Origin of the sequence: Paraburkholderia sp. WS6, from assembly GCF_030464835.1 — a bacterium.
GTDB classification, from domain to species: Bacteria; Pseudomonadota; Gammaproteobacteria; order Burkholderiales; family Burkholderiaceae; genus Paraburkholderia; species Paraburkholderia madseniana.
Genome location: NZ_JALQCK010000003.1, coordinates 134,566 through 153,683, shown reverse-complemented (window position 1 = coordinate 153,683; position 19,118 = coordinate 134,566). Strand labels below are relative to the sequence as shown.

The 19,118-nt window shown below is 61.8% G+C and carries 18 protein-coding genes; 12 read left to right on the top strand and 6 right to left on the bottom strand.

Going from position 1 to position 19,118, the window contains the following annotated elements:
* Nucleotides 1–88 precede the first annotated feature (88 nt).
* Both M0D64_RS05070 and M0D64_RS05065 read left to right on the top strand, forming a co-directional pair.
* The gene (locus tag M0D64_RS05070) at nt 89–1,621 is read left to right on the top strand and encodes an efflux transporter outer membrane subunit (protein WP_266257000.1); all 1,533 of its coding nucleotides are present in this window, start codon (nt 89–91) and stop codon (nt 1,619–1,621) included.
* Nucleotides 1,622–2,860: an HlyD family efflux transporter periplasmic adaptor subunit gene (locus M0D64_RS05065; protein WP_266256872.1), complete on the top strand. Its 1,239-nt coding sequence runs from the start codon at nt 1,622–1,624 to the stop codon at nt 2,858–2,860.
* A 24-nt stretch (nt 2,861–2,884) separates the two neighbouring features.
* Here M0D64_RS05065 and M0D64_RS05060 read toward each other — a convergent pair whose 3' ends face one another.
* The 3 genes from M0D64_RS05060 to M0D64_RS05050 all read right to left on the bottom strand — a co-directional run bounded on the left by M0D64_RS05060 (nt 2,885) and on the right by M0D64_RS05050 (nt 5,579).
* The gene (locus M0D64_RS05060; RefSeq protein WP_266256871.1) at nt 2,885–3,427 is read right to left on the bottom strand and encodes a hypothetical protein; all 543 of its coding nucleotides are present in this window, start codon (nt 3,425–3,427) and stop codon (nt 2,885–2,887) included.
* A gap of 92 nt (nt 3,428–3,519) precedes the next feature.
* Nucleotides 3,520–4,167: a response regulator transcription factor gene (locus M0D64_RS05055; RefSeq protein WP_171928246.1), complete on the bottom strand. Its 648-nt coding sequence runs from the start codon at nt 4,165–4,167 to the stop codon at nt 3,520–3,522.
* Entirely contained in the window at nt 4,164–5,579 is a 1,416-nt protein-coding gene (locus tag M0D64_RS05050; protein WP_266256870.1) for a cache domain-containing protein, read from the bottom strand. Before M0D64_RS05050 ends, M0D64_RS05055 begins: the two co-directional genes overlap by 4 nt.
* A 153-nt stretch (nt 5,580–5,732) precedes the next feature.
* Between M0D64_RS05050 and M0D64_RS05045 the strand changes: the two genes are divergently transcribed.
* Both M0D64_RS05045 and mctP read left to right on the top strand, forming a co-directional pair.
* Nucleotides 5,733–5,930, top strand: coding sequence for a DUF3311 domain-containing protein (locus M0D64_RS05045; protein WP_093634922.1), 198 nt, complete (start codon nt 5,733–5,735; stop codon nt 5,928–5,930).
* Nucleotides 5,927–7,408 carry a monocarboxylate uptake permease MctP gene (gene mctP / locus M0D64_RS05040; protein WP_266256869.1) on the top strand — a complete coding sequence of 494 codons (1,482 nt, stop codon included), beginning with the start codon at nt 5,927–5,929 and terminating at the stop codon, nt 7,406–7,408. Before M0D64_RS05045 ends, mctP begins: the two co-directional genes overlap by 4 nt.
* 483 nt (nt 7,409–7,891) lie before the next feature.
* On the opposite strand, the gene motB is transcribed toward mctP, so the two are convergent.
* Nucleotides 7,892–8,881, bottom strand: coding sequence for a flagellar motor protein MotB (gene motB, locus M0D64_RS05035; RefSeq protein ID WP_266256868.1), 990 nt, complete (start codon nt 8,879–8,881; stop codon nt 7,892–7,894).
* Between the two features lie 14 nt (nt 8,882–8,895).
* A complete protein-coding gene (gene motA, locus M0D64_RS05030; protein WP_266256867.1) occupies nt 8,896–9,765 on the bottom strand; it encodes a flagellar motor stator protein MotA in 870 nt (289 codons plus the stop codon).
* A 441-nt stretch (nt 9,766–10,206) separates the two neighbouring features.
* On the opposite strand from motA, the gene M0D64_RS05025 reads away from it, so the two are divergent.
* Both M0D64_RS05025 and M0D64_RS05020 read left to right on the top strand, forming a co-directional pair.
* Nucleotides 10,207–11,220: a hypothetical protein gene (locus M0D64_RS05025; protein ID WP_266256866.1), complete on the top strand. Its 1,014-nt coding sequence runs from the start codon at nt 10,207–10,209 to the stop codon at nt 11,218–11,220.
* Between the two features lie 74 nt (nt 11,221–11,294).
* Nucleotides 11,295–12,707 (top strand): DUF2252 domain-containing protein, encoded by a 1,413-nt coding sequence (locus tag M0D64_RS05020; RefSeq protein ID WP_266256865.1) that lies wholly within the window; start codon nt 11,295–11,297, stop codon nt 12,705–12,707.
* A 98-nt stretch (nt 12,708–12,805) separates the two neighbouring features.
* On the opposite strand, the gene M0D64_RS05015 is transcribed toward M0D64_RS05020, so the two are convergent.
* Nucleotides 12,806–13,663: a polysaccharide deacetylase family protein gene (locus M0D64_RS05015; protein WP_266256864.1), complete on the bottom strand. Its 858-nt coding sequence runs from the start codon at nt 13,661–13,663 to the stop codon at nt 12,806–12,808.
* A gap of 238 nt (nt 13,664–13,901) precedes the next feature.
* Here M0D64_RS05015 and M0D64_RS05010 point away from each other — a divergent pair, with 238 nt between their 5' ends.
* The 6 genes from M0D64_RS05010 (at nt 13,902) to gndA (ending at nt 18,901) form a co-directional block, all read left to right on the top strand.
* Nucleotides 13,902–14,666, top strand: a complete 765-nt coding sequence (locus tag M0D64_RS05010) for an SDR family oxidoreductase (protein ID WP_171928239.1) — start codon at nt 13,902–13,904, stop codon at nt 14,664–14,666.
* A 74-nt stretch (nt 14,667–14,740) separates the two neighbouring features.
* The gene (locus tag M0D64_RS05005; protein ID WP_168435930.1) at nt 14,741–14,971 is read left to right on the top strand and encodes an oxidoreductase-like domain-containing protein; all 231 of its coding nucleotides are present in this window, start codon (nt 14,741–14,743) and stop codon (nt 14,969–14,971) included.
* 50 nt (nt 14,972–15,021) lie between these two features.
* Nucleotides 15,022–15,891, top strand: a complete 870-nt coding sequence (locus M0D64_RS05000) for an NAD-dependent protein deacetylase (protein WP_266256863.1) — start codon at nt 15,022–15,024, stop codon at nt 15,889–15,891.
* Between the two features lie 113 nt (nt 15,892–16,004).
* Nucleotides 16,005–16,610, top strand: a complete 606-nt coding sequence (locus M0D64_RS04995) for a pyridoxamine 5'-phosphate oxidase family protein (RefSeq protein WP_266256862.1) — start codon at nt 16,005–16,007, stop codon at nt 16,608–16,610.
* A gap of 12 nt (nt 16,611–16,622) precedes the next feature.
* On the top strand, nt 16,623–17,273 hold the full coding sequence (locus M0D64_RS04990) for a DUF938 domain-containing protein (protein ID WP_266256861.1): 651 nt from the start codon (nt 16,623–16,625) through the stop codon (nt 17,271–17,273).
* 218 nt (nt 17,274–17,491) lie between these two features.
* Nucleotides 17,492–18,901, top strand: a complete 1,410-nt coding sequence (gene gndA / locus M0D64_RS04985; RefSeq protein WP_266256860.1) for an NADP-dependent phosphogluconate dehydrogenase — start codon at nt 17,492–17,494, stop codon at nt 18,899–18,901.
* Nucleotides 18,902–19,118: the final 217 nt, after the last annotated feature.

Below are 19,118 nucleotides of genomic sequence, written 5' to 3'. Positions count from 1 at the left end.
CGAGCTTTGGCGAGATGAATACGCCGGTAGCAGGAGAACGTGCAATGCCTCTTACCCGGCACTCATGAGACGGCATATGCAATTCCCTATGCCACGCACCTTGCCGTTGCTGCTGCCGCTGCTGCTGATTGCAGCGGTGCTGACCGGTTGCGTGAGCGAGGCGGGTCTGCAAGCGAACGTCAAACCGATCAAGCCATCCGCCGATGCACTTTCGCAGACCATCGGGCCAGGCGCGAACGGTGCATGGCCCGCGCCCGATTGGGTCAAGCGCTACCGCGATCCGCAACTGGATGAGCTGACCGTCGAAGCCTTGCAAAACAATCCCGACCTGCAGATTGCCAAAGCGAGAGTGGGTGCCGCGCAGGCACAACTCGAACAGTTTGCATCGCTCACCGGCCTCACCGGCACGGCGGGCGCGACGGTGAGTAAAGCCCGCTTACCGCAGCCGAACGATGTGGCCAACGTATCCGTCGGCGGCCAGCAGATTCCGGTGCAGTTGTTCAATGATCCGGTGGTGTCGCCGGCCGCGTTGTTCGCAGGCCTGAGCTACCAGCTCGACCTGTGGGGCAAAAATGCCGCGCTGACCGGTAGCCTGCTGTCCACGCGCGACGCCGCACGAGTCGATGCGGAGCAGGCGCGGCTCACGCTGACGGTCGCGCTCGTGACGCTCTACTGCGAGCTCGACCGCGCCTTTGCGATGCAGGACATTTTGCTGCAAAAGCAGCAGGCCGCGGACAGGGTCGATGCGGTCTTGCGCGAGCGTGGCGCGCGTGGCATCGATAACGCGTACGACTCGGCCGATGCCACACTCAAGCGAAGCCGGCTCGCTTCACAGCAGGCGCTCAACGACGAGCGCATCAAACTGACCGAATTGCAGATCGGCGTGTTGACGGGGCGCGGCGCGGAGCGGGGTTTGTCGCTGCATCGTCCGCAACTGGCCGCGGCGGCCGATGCGCCGATGCCTGCGCAATTGCCGGTCGATCTGTTGGGCCGTCGGCCCGACATCGTGGCGGCGCGTTTGCGGGCTGAAGCGGCGCTCGCCAACACCGACGCCACGCGGGCCCAGTTCTATCCGGACGTGAATCTGGTGGCCTTTGCCGGACTGACAGCATTGACGCCCGGCGCGCTTTTCTCGCGCGCGGCGTTGACCGGCTCGGTGGGACCGGCGATCTCCTTGCCGATTTTCGACCGGACCCGGTTGCACGCGCAATTAGGCGGCGATTACGCCAACGTCGACGCTGCGATCGGCCTTTACAACAAGACCGTCGACGAGGCGCTCGGGGAGGTCGCGCGTCAACTGACTTCCTTGCGCACGGTCGATACGCTCGCGACCGAGCAGACGCGCGCCGTGGAAGCGGCGTCGCATATCGTCGCGATCGCTGAAGAGCGGCATCGCCGCGGCATCGGCATGCAGAAGGACGTGACGCTGGCCGACCTGTCCTTGCTCGACGAACGCGCGCAGCAGGTGGATTTGCAGGGCCGCCGCAGAATGCTGCAGGTTGCGCTGGTCGGCGCGCTCGGTGGTGGCTTCGACGTACGCAAGGTGGCGGGCGCACCGATTTCTCACTATCAGGCCACCTTTCCCTCCCACGCACGCATCACGGATACGCACTTCGATTGAATGCACAACGATAAACAGGCACAACATGCCGCGGGCTGGACCGAGGAGCAGGCAAACCCGGCAAACGCGGCGGGCGTAACGAGCGACGCGCATGATTCGAAACGGGCGGCGCGTCGGCGCCGTTTTGCCGCTTTCTTCGGCGTGGTGGCGCTCGCCGGTGTGGCGTGGCTGACGTATTGGGGCTTAAGCGCGCGTTTCTTCGAAGAGACCGACGACGCCTACGTGGCGGGCAACATCGTCCAGATCGCCGCGCAGATACCCGGCACAGTCACCGATATTCTGGTGGACAACACGCGCCAGGTGCGAGCCGGCCAGCCGCTCGTCAAACTCGACGATGCCGAGGCAGCCGCCGCGTTTGCGCAGGCCAAAGCGCAACTGACACTCGCCGTGCGACAAGTGGCAAACGCGACGATCTCGCGCAAGCTCTATGTCCAGTCAATCGACGCGCGCCGAGCCGAACTCGCGTTGGCGCAACGTGCGCTGGCGGCGCGCGATCATGCGTCGGTGGAAGTCGTGTCGCCGGAAGAATTGGCGCGCGCTCGCGAAGCGGTAGCAGTCGCGCAAGCGAACCTCGCCTCGGCGCAAGTCCAGCTCGATGCCGCCCGCGCGCTCGGCGGGAAATTCCCGGTCGAAGCCAGCCCGCCGGTTCTGCAAGCCGCGGCGCAATTGCGGCTCGCTTACCGTAATCTGCAGCGCACCACTGTCGTTTCTCCCGTCGACGGCACGGTCGGACAGCGTTCGGTGCAGATCGGCCAGCAGGTCGGGCCGGGGCTCGCACTCATGTCGATCATTCCGCTCGAGCGTCTGTGGGTCGAGGCGAATTTCAAGGAAGGCCAGATTCGCAGCATGCGTGTGGGTCAGCCGGTGCGAATCGTGTCGGATGTGTACGGCTCGCAGGTGGTGTATCAGGGGCACGTGGAGGGCTTTTCTGCAGGCACAGGCAGTGCGTTTTCGATGCTGCCCTCGCAGAACGCTGCCGGTAACTGGATCAAGGTCGTGCAGCGCGTGCCGATCGTGATTTCGCTCGACCCGGCCGAACTCGCGGCGCATCCGTTGCGGCTCGGCCTGTCGATGCAGGTGTCGGTGGATACGCATGTGCGCAGCGGTCATCTCATCGGCAACGATACGCCGGCGGCCACGCAGAGTACCCGCGTTCACGATAACGTCTCGCGCGATGCGGACGTGCTGATCGCGCAAATCATTCGGGACAATAGTGACCGTGGTGGTGCTACTGACTAGATTGCCGCCGCTGCACTACTGTGACTAGTTGCCCGGATCGATCACAGGCTTGTCAGGATCTGCCAGCGTTTTATAGGGTAGCGACGCTGCGTGCGGGTTGGTTGTGGTGTCGTCGATCACGCGATCGACGTCCGCTGTTTTCGCGAGTTCCGCGAGGAACATCTGTTTGTCGAAGCCTGGTGCGACGCAGCCTTGCACGTAGATGAAACGACGTTGCAGCGTGAGCCACAGCGTCGACTGTTCGCGCCAGTGGGTGGCGTAATTAATGTTGGTGAGACGCCGTTGGACGGCGTCGGCGATTTCCGCGTCGTAGAGGTAAGCGTTCGACAGACGGCAACGGCCCTCCACCCAGCAGCTATTGCCGCGCTCGATCCGGTAATGACTGTCGTCGAGCCATTCCTGCTCGGTCTCGAGTGGGCCTAAGGGCGCCGGGCAGTCGCTGATCGCTTTGGATATCTGAAAGAACGGGTCGTGGCCGCGATTGACGCGTTGCGCTTGCGCCTGGGCATGCGTCGCGGCCATGCAGATCAGCAGACTCGCCAGGTGCTGTTGGATCAGGCGCTTCATCGTCTTGGGCTCCGGGATTTGAGCGTGGGGCAGACGGACCGACGGTTTTGATTCTCGACTACCCAGTCGAGATTATGCAGCGGCTCAGGGCATCACTGACTCTTGCGACGATTTTCAACGGCGAACTTGATCAACTCGGCCTGGCCTTCGATATCGAGTTTGCGCTTCAGGTTCAGCCGATGCGTTTCCACCGTGCGCACCGAGAGGTCGTTGCGTTGAGCGATCTGCTTGCTCGAGAGACCTTCCGCGAGCGCATCGAGAATATCGCGCTCGCGCGGTGTGAGCCTTTCAATGGGCGACTGCGTCGCCGATGCCTGGATCAATCGCGCGCCCAGCCCCGCGCTGAAAAACGTCTTGCCTTCCAGCACCGCGCCAATCGCCTGAATGATTTCGGTGGCGGGCGAGTCCTTGAGCACATAACCGCTGGCCCCTGCGCGCACCGCCTGGGTCACGTACTCGAGGTTGTCGTGCATGGAGAGCATCAGCACGCGTATCGCCGGGAAGCGCTCATGAAACATGCCGGCCAACGCGATGCCGTTCATTCCGTTCATGCCGACATCCATCAGCACCAGATGAGGTTCCTGGCTGGCGGCGAGTGCGAGTGCTTCCTGCGCATTGCCCGCTTCGCCGACGATTTCGATGTTGCGCACGGCTTCGAGCCGGGCGCGCAAGCCGTCGCGTACAAGCGGATGGTCGTCGATCAGAATCAGACGTGCGATGGCAAGTGACATGTCGTTCATAGTGAGGTTTCCTGCAAGGCCGGCGATTGAAGCCCAGACGCAACGATCGGCACGCGCGCGGTTACGATCGTATGACCGGCTTGCGAACTGAGCGACAGCTTGCCGCCCAGTACGTCCAGCCGCTCGCGCATATTGCGCAGACCCACGCCTGCGCGTGGACTGACGAGTGCGTGCGCTACATCGAATCCGCGCCCGTTGTCCGAAATCGTCAGCGTGACGGCGTCGCTCGATACTTCCAGCGAAAGCGCCGCGCTGGACGCCTGTGCGTGCCGCACGATGTTCGTCAGTGCTTCCTGGGCGATACGGAACAGGACCGTATTCACGGCTTCCGGCAAAGCCGCTGCATGGGTGTGGGCGATCTGCGTGAAGCCGATCTCGATGCCGGATTCGTCGCTCAACTCGCGCGTGAGCTGCTCCAGCGCGGCTGCAACGCCCAGGTCATCGAGCATCGACGGACGCAGCGCGTGGGAAATGCGGCGCACTTCACGCAAGGTATCGCCGATGCGCGCCACGCTGGTCGATAGCGCGGCTTCCGCCGCAGGCACGCGTACATCGCTGCGTTCGAAGCGCGCCAACGCCGATTCGAGCAGCAACTTCACGGAAACCATCATCTGACTGATGCCGTCGTGCAATTCACGCGACAGGCGCGCCCGTTCGTTTTCCTGCGAGTCGACCACCTGCTGCGCGAGCCGCTTGAGTTTTGCATCGGCACTGCGGTATTCGGTGACGTTGAGTACCAGCGCACACAATGCGATCACGGCGAGCCCGGCGAGTGCGATGGCGTCGATCCACTGCATCGTGCGGTCGATGTTGGCCGCCGCGCGCTGATCGATGTCAGCGAGCGTGGCGTCGACGTCGTCGAGATAGATGCCGGTGCCGATCATCCAGCCCCAGCGTTCGAGCGGCACCACGTAACCCAGTTTCGACGCGAGCTTGCCCGTCGACGGACGATGCCACACGTAGCGCACATAGCCGCCGCCGCGCGTGGCCGCGGCGAGCAATTGCTGGATCGTCAGCTTGCCTTGCGGATCGCGCAGCTCCCAGAGGTCGCGTCCGACGAGATCGGGTTCGCGCGGATGCATCAGCGAACGGCCGTGCATGTCGTAGACGAAGAAGTAGCCGTCCTTGCCGAAATCCATTTTCTCGAGGATGCCGAGCGCGCGGGTGCGCAGCATTGCGTCGTCGCGCGCGTTGTCCTGGCCGGCGTTGTAGAGCGGGGCGATCGCCGTCGTCGCGAGCTCGACGTAGTGTTTGAGTTCGATTTCCTTGCTGGCCAAGTACGCGGCCTGGGTGGTCGCGTGCTGCGTTTCGGCGAGCGCCGTGGCTTCCCGGCGCACGCCAATTTCAATGCTGGCGATGGCCGCCAGAAAGGGCACGATCGCCAGCAGGACAATCTTTGCTTTGAGTTTCATCGTAGACAGGACGGCCGACGGGCTACGTAGTATTACGTAGCCGGCTTACGTAGTTGCGCGCTTGTGAGAGCGCTCACGAAGGCGAATACTACATCCCCACGACGCACCGTGCTTTTCGGCGCGCGGTTTCAATAATAGACCTAGGAGACGTTTGTGGAGACCTCCCAATCTGCCGGCCGTTCATGGCTATGGCTAATCCTGCTGATCCCGTACATCGCGTTGCTGTGGTTGCCGTTCTATAACGACACGCGGCCCTCGTTCGCCGGCTTTCCTTTCTTCTACTGGTATCAGTTCTTGTGGGTTCCGTTGACCTCGCTACTGATTTACGTCGTGTACCGAGGTGTCAAATGAGCGATGTCAATCCTGTGAACCCGGTCGCGATGACCGTCTTTATCGCGTTCTTTGTTCTCGTCACTGTCATCGGGTTTTTTGCCGCGCGCTGGAAGCGGGGCGATCTGACGCAACTGCATGAGTGGGGCCTGGGTGGCCGCCAATTCGGCACGGTGATTTCGTGGTTCCTCGTCGGCGGCGACTTCTATACCGCTTATACGGTGATCGCGGTGCCCGCGCTGGTGTATTCGGTGGGCGCGTATGGCTTCTTTGCGCTGCCGTACACGATCATCGTCTATCCGTTCGTGTTCGCGGTGATGCCGAAGCTGTGGAAGATCGCGAAGGCGAAGGATCACATCACGGCAGCGGATTATGTGCAGGGCGAATACGGTGGCAAGTGGTTCCCGGCTGCGGTTGCATTGACCGGCATTGTCGCGACGATGCCATATATCGCGCTGCAACTGGTGGGCATGCAAGTCGTGATCAAAGGGCTAGGTGTGACGGGCGAGATGCCGCTGATCGTCGCCTTCGTGATTCTTGCGCTTTACACGTACGCAAGCGGCCTGCGGGCGCCGGCGATGATCGCGTTCGTCAAGGACATCATGATCTATATCGTCGTGATCGCGGCGATTTGGCTGATTCCGGCGAAGCTCGGCGGCTATGCGCATGTGTTCGATGCGGCCGATACGTATTTCAAGGCCAAGGGCGGCGCAACCGGGATCATTCTGAAGCCGGCGCAGTTCACTGCTTATGCATCGCTGGCTTTGGGTTCGGCACTGGCGGCGTTCATGTATCCGCATACGATGACGGCGGTGTTGTCGTCATCGTCGGCTAATACCGTACGCAAGAATGCGATTTTCCTGCCGGCTTATACGCTGTTGCTGGGGTTGATTGCGTTGCTCGGGTATATGGCGATTGCGGCCGGTGTGCATGTGAAGTCGGCGTCCGATATGGTGCCGGCGCTGTTTAACACGCTGTTCCCGTCGTGGTTCGTTGGCTTTGCTGCTGCGGCTATTGCGATTAGCGCGTTGGTGCCCGCCGCGATCATGTCGATTGGTGCGGCTAATCTGTTCACGCGGAATTTGTGGCGTCCTCTTGTTTCGCCGGATATCACGCCTGAGGCTGAGGCTTCTACGGCGAAGATCGTTTCGCTGGTTGTGAAGTTTGGGGCGCTGTTGTTTATTGTGTTCTTGCCTACGCAGTATGCGATTGATTTGCAGTTGCTGGGTGGGGTTTGGATTTTGCAGATCTTTCCAGCTATTGTGTTTTCGTTGTATACGCGGCGGTTGAATACGGCGGGGTTGTTTCTTGGGTGGGTGGTCGGGATCGTGCTTGGGACCGGGCTTGCTGTTTCTCAAGGGCTAAAGCCGGTGTTTGCTTTGCATGTTGGGGATGCGGTTTATCCGGTTTATATTGGGTTGATTGCGTTGGCTGCGAATGTTGTAGTTAGTTTTGTTGTGTCGGTTTTGTCGCCGCGGAGGGTTGTTGCGGCGGTTTGATGTTGCTGTTTTGGCTGGCTGGCGCAGTCGGAGTGCTTGCTCGGGCGGCGTTGGCCTTTCCTTGTTTTGTTAGTGGTCTATTAGCGTTGCCCCTGTGCGGGGCGGCACTTACTTCTCTTTGCCGGCTGCAAAGAGAAGTAGGCAAGAGAAAGCAGCTCAAACCACTCCTGCTAAGCGGGGCCCATAGTTTACACAGGGTAGTGGTGCATCTGGAATCTGTGTGCGTGCACCTGCATACGCTTGTGACAAGGGCGTCATACTTCCGGCGGCGCTGCGCTCGCCGAAGAGTACTTCGAAGACCATTGGTCATCTGTAGCCTAGCTCCGTCGAGGTGCGATGGCGACGCAACGGCGTGATTTTTATCAGCGTCTCCGCCGGAAATTAATCCCCACGAATACCGCCATCAATGTCAAAAATCCGCCAAACAACAGGGCGGAATTGACGACAACGTGTCTGACGCCAAGCACGTCGACGTAAAAAATTCTACGGCGTGCTACGTGAAACACCGACCGGCTGCAAACGGTTCACTACCTCGGGTATAGCCGAGCTTGCGGGCGACGTTTCATCAATTGCCGTACGGCCGCCGTCGTGGAAGAACGCGAGTTCCGCAGCCTTATTCAGCACGAGAATACTGATCCGCCGATTGGTCGGTTCGTCGGCGACGTTGCTGTTCAGCGGCAATACATCGGCGAGTCCGCGCACCTGCAGCAGCTTCTCGCCGCGCATGCCGCCGGCCACCAACGCGCGGCGCGCGGCATTGGCCCGGTCGGACGATAGTTCCCAGTTCGAGTAGCCCTCGGGCCCGGCCGTGTATGGCACCGCGTCGGTATGGCCGGCTATCGAAATGCGGTTCTCCACGTCGTTGAGCGCGGCGCCGATCTGCGTCAGGATCGTCACGGCGTAAGGCTGCAACTTCGAACTGCCGGACGGAAACATCGGACGATTCTGCGAATCGACAATCTCGATGCGCAGACCTTCGTTCGTGATCGAAATGCGGATCTGATCCTTGAATGCCCTCAACGCCGGGCTCTGCTCGATCAAGGCGGTGAGCCTCTCTTTCAATTGCTGAAGCCGTGCCGCGTCCGCTGGCGCCACGATCGGTGGGGCCGTGGTCGGCGGCGTCGGTTCGGTCTGGCTCTTCTTGCCGTCGCCGGGCCGGGTGTCGGAAATGTCGCGCCCGCCGCCCTGGATGACGCTCGGACGTGCCGCTGCCGTGCCCTCGTTGCCGCCGAGCAGGCTCGACAGCGGAGTGTTGAAATAGTCCTCGATGCCCTGCTTGTCGTACTTCGACGTCGAACCGAGCAGCCACATCAGCAGGAAGAATGCCATCATCGCGGTGACGAAGTCGGCATAGGCGATTTTCCATGCACCGGCGTGATGGGCGCCATGATCGTCGCTCTTTTTCGAGCGGCGCACGATCACGGGAGCGGGTGTTTCGACCTGTTGGGACGCGCGCGATCTTCTTTCACTCATGATGCCGCTCCTCGTCAGGCCGATTTCGGCATCTTGGTGGCGCGCACGGCGTCGTCCAGTTCCTGGAAGCTCGGACGGTCGGCGGTGAACAGCACCTTGCGCCCGAACTCGACGGCGATCGGTGGTGCATACCCGGAGAGCGAGGCGAGCAACACGGCCTTCACGCACTGATAGGGTTTGGCTTCGGCGCGGCCCTTGGCATTGAGCAGATCGGCGACCGGACCGATAAAACCATAGGCGAGAAGAATGCCGAGGAAGGTGCCGACCAGTGCGCCGGCGATCATTTCGCCGAGCACGGCGGGCGGCGCACCGACCGAGCCCATCGTATGAACCACACCCATCACGGCGGCAACAATGCCGAATGCAGGTAAGCCGTCGGCCATTTTCTGGATCGCGTTGGCGGCGATCGACACTTCCGCATGATGCGTGGCCAGTTCTTCGTCCATCAGGTCCTGCACTTCAAGCACGTTCACGTTGCCGCCGGACATCATGCGCAAATAGTCGACGATAAAGTCGAGCAGATGCTGGTCCTCCAGCACGTGCGAATACTTCTGGAACAGCACGCTTTCTTCGGGCGCGGCGACGTCGGCTTCGAGCGACATCATGCCTTCCTTGCGTGCCTTCTGAAGCAACTCGTAAAGCAGCGCGATCAGTTCAAGATATTTTTCCTTCGTATACCCACCGCTTTTGAAACACGAAGGAATCGCCTTGATCGTTTTCTTCAGCGTGGCGGTCGGATTGCTTACGACAAACGCGCCTATCGCCGCGCCAAAAATGCATAGCAATTCGAACGGTTGAACAAGCGCGGGAAGATGCCCGCCTACGCCGACAAAACTACCGATCACAGAAGCGATTACCACTACCCAGCCGATTGCGACAAACATGCTCTCTCCATTATCTTGCACGACGCACGTTCGGTGGAACAGGCCCTATTTCAAGGGCTTTTTCGAAGGCGCCACTAGTATTCTGTATGTACAGGTAAACGGCCAGAGTCGCGCTGTCTAAAGTGTGCGCATCCGTGAAAATAAAAATATTCACCGATTGGTTAATCGATCGAATCGACTTCCGGTAATTTTGTCCGTCGTGTTGCGACCAGTCGTTGTGGTCGCAACCAATAGTGGCGATTTGCGGACCGGATGATTAAGGATGTGGTTGCATGATCGGGTTATCCAAAACGCATGGTGTGGCATTTTTACCGGGCGGTCTGCTAGCATGGCAAACAATTTGTAACGACAGCCGGTTCCGGCGCTCAATGCCGCCACGCGGCTTCTCGTCGGCTCACGAATGCCGGCAGCGACAGCGGCCCATCCGGAGATGCGAAAAGCATGTGGAATCTGAATTCTGCCGAGAACATCAAGCTGACGACCAAAGCGGCCTCCTGCATTGCCGGTCTCGGGCTCCTATTCGCGTCCAACGCGGCTCACGCCCAGGAGTTTTCCCTATTCGGCGGCGGCTCGCGCGCGGGCAGCACGAACACCTACACGTGGGCAATCGACTATCAGGAAGGGCTCGGGCAATACTTCGCCGCGAGCTTCACGTGGCTGAATGAAGGGCACATTCCCAATCATCATCGCGACGGCCAGATGATCCAGCTATGGGGCCGTATTCCCGTCGGCAGCCCGCAGTTCGTCCTGCAGGCGGGCGTCGGTCCATACCGTTACTTCGACACCACCACGGCCGTGCAAGGCGGAAGCTATTCGGACACTCACGGCTGGGGCGTCGTGTATAGCGTGCGCGCGGCGTACTACGCGTCGAGCCGGTGGATCACGCAACTGCAGTTGAATCGCGTGCATGTGCAGCGCGGGCCGGATGCGACCAGCGTGATGTTCGGCGTCGGCTATCAGCTCGATGCCCCGGGCACACCCGGTCCGCGCGACTGGGCGAGCGGCAGTACGCAAAAGGTCACCAACAACGAAGTGGCGGTGTACCTCGGCGAAACCATCATCAATTCGACCAGCTCGCCGACTGCACTTGGCGGCGCGATCGAGTACCGTCGCGGCCTCGCGAAATACCTCGATGTGACGGTTGGCTATCTTCACGAGGGCAGCAGCAAGGTGGCGCGTCGCGACGGCTTGACCAGCCAACTGTGGGCGACGCGTGCCTTCCTGAACGATAAGGTATCGCTCGGGCTCGGCGTCGGCGCCTACTACGCGATCAACGAAAACGAGAACAGCCTCACGCCGGGGCCGGGCGCCGGGAAGTTTTCGGGCCTCGTCACGATCGCCGGCTCGTACCGCTTGACTGATCACTGGAATGCGCGGATCGAATGGAATCGTGTCGTGACACGCTATGATCGCGACTCGGATGTGATTTTCGGCGGTGTGGGCTACCGTTGGTGATGGCTCACCGTGCCAGCAGAAGCAGTCTTCTAGAACCGATAGTAAAGATTCACACAAAAAAACCGGAGAAGAGCATGAAAGCCAGCACCATCGCCGAACGGGAGGCCCGTGGCCGTGCCGCCCGTGAGCACTCGAAGCGTTCGAGCCATCGCGCGGTAGGCGAGTTGCATCGCAACCCGATCGAATTGCTCAAGCAAAGCAGCGAGGGGCGAGTCGAAAGGCTCGTGCCGCTGCGCTACGGGCGTATGTCGGTGTCGCCGTTCACCTTCTATCGCGGCACCGCGATCATTCAGGCACACGACCTGAGCCGTGTCCCCGACACCGGCCTCACCATGCCGATTTGCGGCGACGGCCATCTGATGAATTTCGGCGGCTTCGCGACACCGGAGCGTCAACTCGTATTCGATCTGAACGACTTCGACGAAGTCGCCACAGGTCCCTTCGAATGGGACCTGAAACGCCTGACCGCAAGCCTCGTGGTCGCCGCGCGTCATATGCGTTTGAGTCGTGGCGCAGCGGAGAATCTGGTGATGACCGCCGTCACCGAATACCGCGACCGCATGGCGCAATACGCGCAGTGCGGCGCGCTCGAACTCTGGTACGACCGCATCACCTTCGACCGCATGGCGGAAACCGCGCTGACCCCCGAGCGCCGCCGTATCGTGCGCCGCGGCATGGAAAAGGCCGCAAGCCGCACCCACGAAAATCTGCTGGAGAAAATGGCCGAGCACGACGGCGACCGCTGGACGATCCGCGATGCGCCGCCGGCGCTGTTCCACGTGCTAGGCGCGAACACGCTGTTCACGCCTGAAGAAACCGAGGCATTCAAGGGCCACAACTGGCGCAAGATGCTCGAACGCATGTGGGGTGAGTACCTGAAGACGATGTCGCATGACCGGCGCGAGTTGCTCAGCCATTTCACCGTGCAGGACATCGTATTCAAAGTGGTGGGCGTCGGCAGCGTCGGCACGCGCTGCATGGTCGTGCTGAACGTGGATCACATGGGCAAGCCATTGTTTCTGCAGCTCAAGGAGGCGCGGCCGTCGGTGGTCGCCCAGTACTACAAGTCGCCTCCCGTCAAGCACGAGGGCGAACGCGTCGTGCAAGGGCAGCGCATGTTGCAGGCCGCGAGCGACATCTTTCTCGGCTGGGCGAACGGGCCGTTAGGGCGCCATTTCTACTTCCGGCAACTGCGCGACATGAAGCTGTCGGCGAACATCGAACTGTTCGACACCGACCTGCTGGAGGGGTACGCGAAACTCTGCGGCTGGATCATGGCGCGCGCGCATGCCAAGGCGAGTGGCGAGGCGATCGAAGTCAGCGCGTATATCGGCCGTAGCGACCAGTTTGCGGAGTCGCTCGCGGCTTATGCCGCCAGCTACGCTGACCAGGTGGAGCGTGATTACGACGTGTTCCTGAAGGCCTGCCGCAGCGGCGAGCTCGAGGCGCGCACGGACGAAGACATGGCGGCGGATTTCCGCGTGTAACAGTCAATCGCGCCTGAGCTGTGCTTGAGCCGCGTGAGCAATGTTTGCGTGGCTCGCCGCGTGCCGTGGCCGAACCACGCGGAAAGATTGCTCACAGTTCAGTCGTCGATGCGTGCTTCGCGCAGCGTAACGAAGCGCAGGTGCTGGCTGCGCGCCGCGTCGATCACGCGCGGCAGGACGGCGAGTATCAGCGGTTTGCCCTCGATGGTGAGCGCGGCATTGCCATCGTGCAGCAGCAGGATGTCGCGCGGCGCCAGGCCGCGGAGTAGCCGGTGCGCGACCACGTGGGGATCGCGCTCGCGCGTGTCGTAGCCGCGCCGCGTCCATGCCGCGAGCCGCAAATCGAGTTTGCGCAGCACGGGCTCGAGAAAGATGTTGCGCAACCCCGCCGGGGCGCGGAAGAACATCGGCCGCTCGCCGCTCAATGCCTCGAAGGTGCGCTGCGCCGCGCCGATCTCGCGGGTGAGCGCGCCCGGAAACGTGATCGAAAACGTGTGGACGTGAACCTGCGAATGGTTTTCCAGCGCATGGCCGCGTGCGACGATTTCGCGTGCGAGTTCCGGGTAGCGCTGCGCTTTCGCGCCGATACAGAAGAAGGTGGCGCGCACCTTGAAAGCGTCGAGCAGATCCAGCACTTGCGGGGTGACGACCGGGTCGGGGCCGTCGTCGATGGTCAGTGCGATCGCGTCTGCGTTGCGCGCGCCGGCGGGCAGGTGCGTCCAGTTCGGGCCAAGCAGCGAGGTGCGCGGCAAAAGGCCGGCCACGGTAAAAATAGCGTGATTCACGAAGATCGCGGCGAGCCACCACGGCCATGCGGCGGGTGCCAGCAGCCAGCCCGCCAGTACGAATACGTGCCATGCGGCGGTGGCCGTGAGCATCGCGGGATAGCTGGTGCGCGGCCAGCGGCGCTGCGGCGGAGCCTCGTTGCGTTGCTGCGGCGTGAAAAGTTCGTTCATAAAGCGTGCTTCCTGTCTTCCTTCCTCCGTCCTGGGAAGGCCCTGAATCGCGCGCGTGACGCGCAACAGCCAACGATACCATTGATGCGCAATGCGACGCTGTTGCGGAAGGTAACGATAAGTAATGAAAGAATGCTGAAAGACGCCATGCTTCGCGACGGCTGCGCCGTTGCATTTGTGATGGGCGATCCGCTGTTGTATGGTGCTAAGGCCCAGGAAACGGAGCAGGAGAGGTGCTGTGACAGGAACGGGAATCAAGAAAGTCGCGCTGGTGACGGGCGCGGGCAGCGGCATCGGCCGGGCCTGCGCGCTCAAGATGCTGGAACACGGTTATAGCGTCGTACTCGCCGGCCGTCGCCAGGCGCCGCTCGACGCTGTGGTCGAAGAAGCGCAGCAACTGGGCGGCGACGCGCTTGCAGTGGCCTGCGACGTGACGGATGCCGACAGCGTCGCCGCGCTGTTCGACACGATCCGCTCGCGGCGCGGCCGTCTCGACGTACTGTTCAACAACGCGGGCCGCAACGGCTCGCCGGTGGATATCGATGAGCTCGATGTCGACGAATGGCGCTCGGTGGTCGACACCAATCTCACGGGCGTGTTTCTTTGCACACGTGCCGCCTTCGGTCTGATGAAAACGCAGACGCCGCGGGGCGGCCGCATCATCAACAATGGCTCGATTTCCGCGCATGCGCCCCGGCCGAACAGCATCGCCTACACGGCGACCAAGCACGCGATTACCGGCATCACGAAAGCGGTTTCGCTCGACGGCCGCAAATACGACATCGTGTGCGGGCAGATCGACATCGGCAATGCGGCGACAGAAATGGCCGAGCGGATGGCGCGCGGCGTGCCGCAGGCGAACGGCGAAATTGCGGTCGAGCCGTTGATGGACGTGCAGCACGTCGCCGACGCGGTGCTGCATATGGCCGAATTGCCGTTGTCGGTGAATGTGCAGTTCATGACCATCATGGCGAGCAAGATGCCGTTCGTCGGGCGGGGCTGAGCGGGGCGCCGCACGCATCGCGGAAGATCAACTTATACTGGGCGCTTCCCGCCTTCTGGAAAAAGCGATTCGCCGTGCCCCGCGCCACACCCAAGGACGACCCGCAGCCGGTGCCGCCCGCGCAGCCCGACCTCGACGATTGTTGTCATAGTGGCTGCAATCCGTGTGTCTTCGATCTCTACGATGAAGCGCTCGAACGCTATCAGTCAGCGCTCGCCGAATGGCAAGCGCGGCAGGCGGCACTGAAGGTGCAAAAGGTACGAACGGTGCACGCACGGCCGAGCAAACCGCGTACGCGCCGCTAAACGGTGTTTCAGGTTTTACGCCAAGGCCGCAGCCATACCCCGTCCCCGTCATGACCGACCTTCAGTCCGCACCCCTCGAACCCTTCAACGAATCGCACACGCTGGACGACCTGCATACCTTCGTGCAGCGTTATCCGCGTCTGTTCGTGCTGACCGGCGCGGGCATCAGCACTGACTCCGGCATTCCAGGCTATCGCGACGACAACGGCGAGTGGAAACGTTCGCCGCCGATCACGCTGCAGGAATTTCTCGGCACCGCCGCGATGCGCCGGCGCTATTGGGCACGCAGCATGGTGGGCTGGCCGGTGGTGGCCGACGCGCAGCCGAATGCCGCGCATACGGCATTGGCCCGGCTCGAGGCCGCGGGCCATGTGCCGACGCTCGTTACGCAGAACGTCGACGGTTTGCATCAGCGGGCGGGGAGCCGTGAGGTGATCGAACTGCATGGCGGTATCGACGGCGTGACGTGTCTGGACTGCGGCATGCAGCATTCACGCGCGTCGATCCAGCGCACGCTGGAAGCCGACAATCCCGCGTTGCTGAACGTCACTGCCGAAACCGCCGCCGACGGCGACGCGCATCTGGAGTGGCACGATCTCGACGCTTTTCGCATTCCGGCGTGCACGAACTGCGGCGGTTTATTGAAGCCCGCCGTGGTGTTCTTCGGTGAAAGCGTGCCGCGCGAGCGTGTCGAAGCGGCGTCGCATGCGCTCGACGCGGCGGACGCAGTGCTGGTGGTCGGCTCGTCGCTGATGGTCTATTCGGGCTACCGCTTCTGCGTGTGGGCGCAGAAGCAGGGCAAGCCGATCGTCGCGATCAATCTGGGGCGCACGCGCGCCGATCCGCTGTTGTCGCTGAAAATCGCCGCGCCCTGTGCCGACACGCTGACCGCGCTGGCGAGCCGTCTGGCACTGGATTGAGCGGACCGCCTGAGCCTCCCGATCAGCGCGCGGCCCACATAAATCGTCGATAATCCCAATCCCACGCAGCGCCGCCCTCACAAAAAGCAACCGTCCCGCAAAAAGGAACGCCGATGTTGACGACGATCGAACAGCTCGAAGCAATCTACGGTCAGCCCCACGAACGCGCAGTGAAGAAAGAAATTCCCTATGTCAACGAGGACTATCGCGCGTTCATCGAAGTCGCGCCCTTCGTCGTGCTCGCCACTGCCGGTCCGGAAGGCCTCGACTGTTCGCCGCGCGGCGACGCGCCGGGCTTCGTGCGCGTGATCGACGAACGCACGCTCGCGTTGCCGGACCGCATTGGCAACAATCGCGTCGACAGTCTGCGCAATATCATCGTTGAGCCGCATCTGGCGCTGCTGTTCATCATTCCGGGCGTCGGCGAAAGTTTGCGCGTGAATGGCCGCGGCCGCATTTCCAACGATCCGGAATGGCTGGACAGTTTCGCCGTCGAAGGTAAACTGCCGCGCACCGTGCTGCTGATCGACGTCGACGCGGTGTACTTTCATTGCTCGAAGGCGCTGGTGCGCTCGAAACTGTGGGATCCCGCGCGTCACGTCGAACGTTCGCGTCTGCCGAGTGCCGGCGAGATCCACCGGCGCATCAACGGCGCGAGTTTCGATGCCGCGACCTACGACCGTGAACTCGCCGAACGCGTGCGCACGGCCCTGTACTGAAACAACGTGAATATGACTGATTCCCATCCGGCGTTGCGGCAACACTCGCCGTCCGCCGAACGCAATCGCGAACCGATCCTTGCCGTATTGCGCGAAGTGCTGCCGGCCACCGGCCGCGTGCTGGAAATCGCGAGCGGCACGGGGCAGCATGCTATCTGCTTCGCCGGCGCATTGCCTGGGCTTGACTGGCAACCGAGCGATATCGATGCGGATGCGCGTGCGTCGATTACCGCGTGGATCGCGCATGCAGGGCTGGCGAACGTGCGCGCACCGCTCGCGCTCGATGTGCATCAGCCGGAGTGGGGCGCGCAAACGCTGGATAAGGTCGATCAGTTCGACGCCGTGGTCTGTATCAACATGATTCACATCTCGCCGTGGAGCGCGACAGAAGCGCTATTCGCCGGCGCGAGCCGCCGATTGGTCGACGGCGGTGTACTGTATCTGTACGGCCCTTACAAACGTGGTGGAGCGCAAACCTCGCCGAGCAACGATGCGTTCGATCAGCAATTGCGCAGCCGCGACCCCGCGTGGGGCGTGCGCGACATGGAAGCGGTGGTAGCGTTGGGCGCATCGGTCGGACTTGTGTGCGACGAGCCGATCGAGATGCCGGCCAACAATTTCAGTCTGGTTTTCAGGAAACGCGTGGACGTGGCGCGGGTCTGACGGACGTTGCGTAGTGCGGTGCGTCATAAAGCGCATCACAGGGCGCCGCATAAAGTATCTCGTGAGGGCCCGCACACCGTGGAAAGCCCGCTCGTTGAGTGTTAATGCGCGCCAGCGAGCGGCAAGCCGGCATTTCTTTTATCCTTTCACCCTCGACGTTCCGCCGACGTTCTTTCCGGCGCGGCGTCTCGACATTTTTTGGACTCTGGAGAATTCACATGGGCAAACAGGCAATCGGCGTGGTGGGGCTAGCGGTCATGGGCCGCAATCTGGCGCTCAACATCGAAAGCCGCGGCCACGCGGTCTCGGTGTACAACCGTAGCCGCGAGAAAACCGACGAACTCATCGCCGAATATCCGGACAAGAAGCTGGTGCCGGCCTTCACGCTGGAAGACTTCGTGGAGTCGCTGGAAAAACCGCGCCGCATTCTGCTGATGGTCAAGGCAGGCGAGCCGACCGACGCCACCATCGCGCAACTCAAGCCGCTGCTGGACAAGGGCGACATCCTGATCGACGGCGGCAATACGCATTTCACCGACACCATCCGCCGCAATCAGGAACTGGCGAAAGCCGGCCTGCATTTCATCGGCACGGGCGTGTCGGGCGGCGAAGAGGGCGCATTGAAAGGCCCGTCGATCATGCCGGGCGGCCAGCGCGACGCCTATGATCTCGTCGCGCCGATCCTCACCGAAATCGCCGCCAAGGCGCCGGACGGCGAGCCGTGCGTCGCGTACATGGGTCCGGACGGCGCGGGCCACTTCGTGAAAATGGTGCACAACGGCATCGAATACGGCGACATGCAATTGATCGCCGAGAGCTATGCGGTGCTCAAGCAGGTCGTCGGTCTGTCGAACGAGGAGCTGGCCAAGGTCTACACCGAATGGAACGAGGGCGAGCTCGACAGCTACCTGATCGAAATCACCTCGAAGATCTTCAAGAAGAAAGACGAAGAAACCGGCAAGGATCTGGTCGACGTGATCCTCGATCGCGCGGCGCAGAAGGGCACCGGCAAGTGGACCAGCCAGAACGCGCTCGACCTCGGTGCACCGCTGCCGCTGATCACGGAAGCTGTGTTCGCGCGTGTGTTGTCGTCGCTGAAAGTTCAGCGCGTGGCGGCGAGCAAGGTGCTGGAAGGGCCGGCAGCCAAGCCGCTCGGTGCCGAGCGTGACGCGTTCATCGAATCGGTGCGGCGTGCGCTGTACTTCAGCAAGGTGATTTCGTACGCGCAAGGTTTCGCGCAACTGCGCGCGGCATCGGAAGAGTACAAGTGGGATCTGGATTACGGCGGAATCGCGAAGATTTTCCGCGCCGGCTGTATCATCCGCGCCCGCTTCCTGCAGAAGATCACCGACGCCTATACGAAAGACAAGGCAATCGCCAATCTGCTGCTCGATCCGTACTTCCGCGATATCGCGAAGAACTATCAGTCGGCGTTGCGCGAAGTTGTGATTGCCGCCATCAATGCGGGCGTGCCGGTGCCGGCATTCGCGTCGGCCGTCGCCTATTTCGACGCGTATCGGTCGGAACGCCTGCCGGCGAACCTGGTGCAGGCTCAACGCGATTTCTTCGGCGCGCATACGTTCGAGCGTATCGACAAGCCGGGCAGCTTCCACGCGAACTGGAGCTGATCGTTTGAATCGTGGCACGGCGCGCGCTTGCTGCAAGGCGCGCCGGGCCACGCCAGCGATTGAAATCGAGACGGGCAATTATTGCTGATAGCTATCGGACAGATAGCGTGGCAGCACGCCGGACCGTCTACTATTGCGAATTTTGGAATAGAGTTTCATCGTTTCAGGGGTTTCCCCTAGATGTCGACGCTCCTAAACTTCTACTTAAGCGCTACGG

Coding starts and splice junctions, on each gene's coding strand:
- M0D64_RS05070 (WP_266257000.1), top strand. CDS start 89: ATGCCACGCACCTTGCCGTTGCTGCTGCCGCTGCTGCTGATTGCAGCG.
- M0D64_RS05065 (WP_266256872.1), top strand. CDS start 1,622: ATGCACAACGATAAACAGGCACAACATGCCGCGGGCTGGACCGAGGAG.
- M0D64_RS05060 (WP_266256871.1), bottom strand. CDS start 3,427: ATGAAGCGCCTGATCCAACAGCACCTGGCGAGTCTGCTGATCTGCATG.
- M0D64_RS05055 (WP_171928246.1), bottom strand. CDS start 4,167: ATGAACGACATGTCACTTGCCATCGCACGTCTGATTCTGATCGACGAC.
- M0D64_RS05050 (WP_266256870.1), bottom strand. CDS start 5,579: ATGAAACTCAAAGCAAAGATTGTCCTGCTGGCGATCGTGCCCTTTCTG.
- mctP (WP_266256869.1), top strand. CDS start 5,927: ATGAGCGATGTCAATCCTGTGAACCCGGTCGCGATGACCGTCTTTATC.
- motB (WP_266256868.1), bottom strand. CDS start 8,881: ATGAGTGAAAGAAGATCGCGCGCGTCCCAACAGGTCGAAACACCCGCT.
- motA (WP_266256867.1), bottom strand. CDS start 9,765: ATGTTTGTCGCAATCGGCTGGGTAGTGGTAATCGCTTCTGTGATCGGT.
- M0D64_RS05025 (WP_266256866.1), top strand. CDS start 10,207: ATGTGGAATCTGAATTCTGCCGAGAACATCAAGCTGACGACCAAAGCG.
- M0D64_RS05020 (WP_266256865.1), top strand. CDS start 11,295: ATGAAAGCCAGCACCATCGCCGAACGGGAGGCCCGTGGCCGTGCCGCC.
- M0D64_RS05015 (WP_266256864.1), bottom strand. CDS start 13,663: ATGAACGAACTTTTCACGCCGCAGCAACGCAACGAGGCTCCGCCGCAG.
- M0D64_RS05000 (WP_266256863.1), top strand. CDS start 15,022: ATGACCGACCTTCAGTCCGCACCCCTCGAACCCTTCAACGAATCGCAC.
- M0D64_RS04995 (WP_266256862.1), top strand. CDS start 16,005: ATGTTGACGACGATCGAACAGCTCGAAGCAATCTACGGTCAGCCCCAC.
- M0D64_RS04990 (WP_266256861.1), top strand. CDS start 16,623: ATGACTGATTCCCATCCGGCGTTGCGGCAACACTCGCCGTCCGCCGAA.
- gndA (WP_266256860.1), top strand. CDS start 17,492: ATGGGCAAACAGGCAATCGGCGTGGTGGGGCTAGCGGTCATGGGCCGC.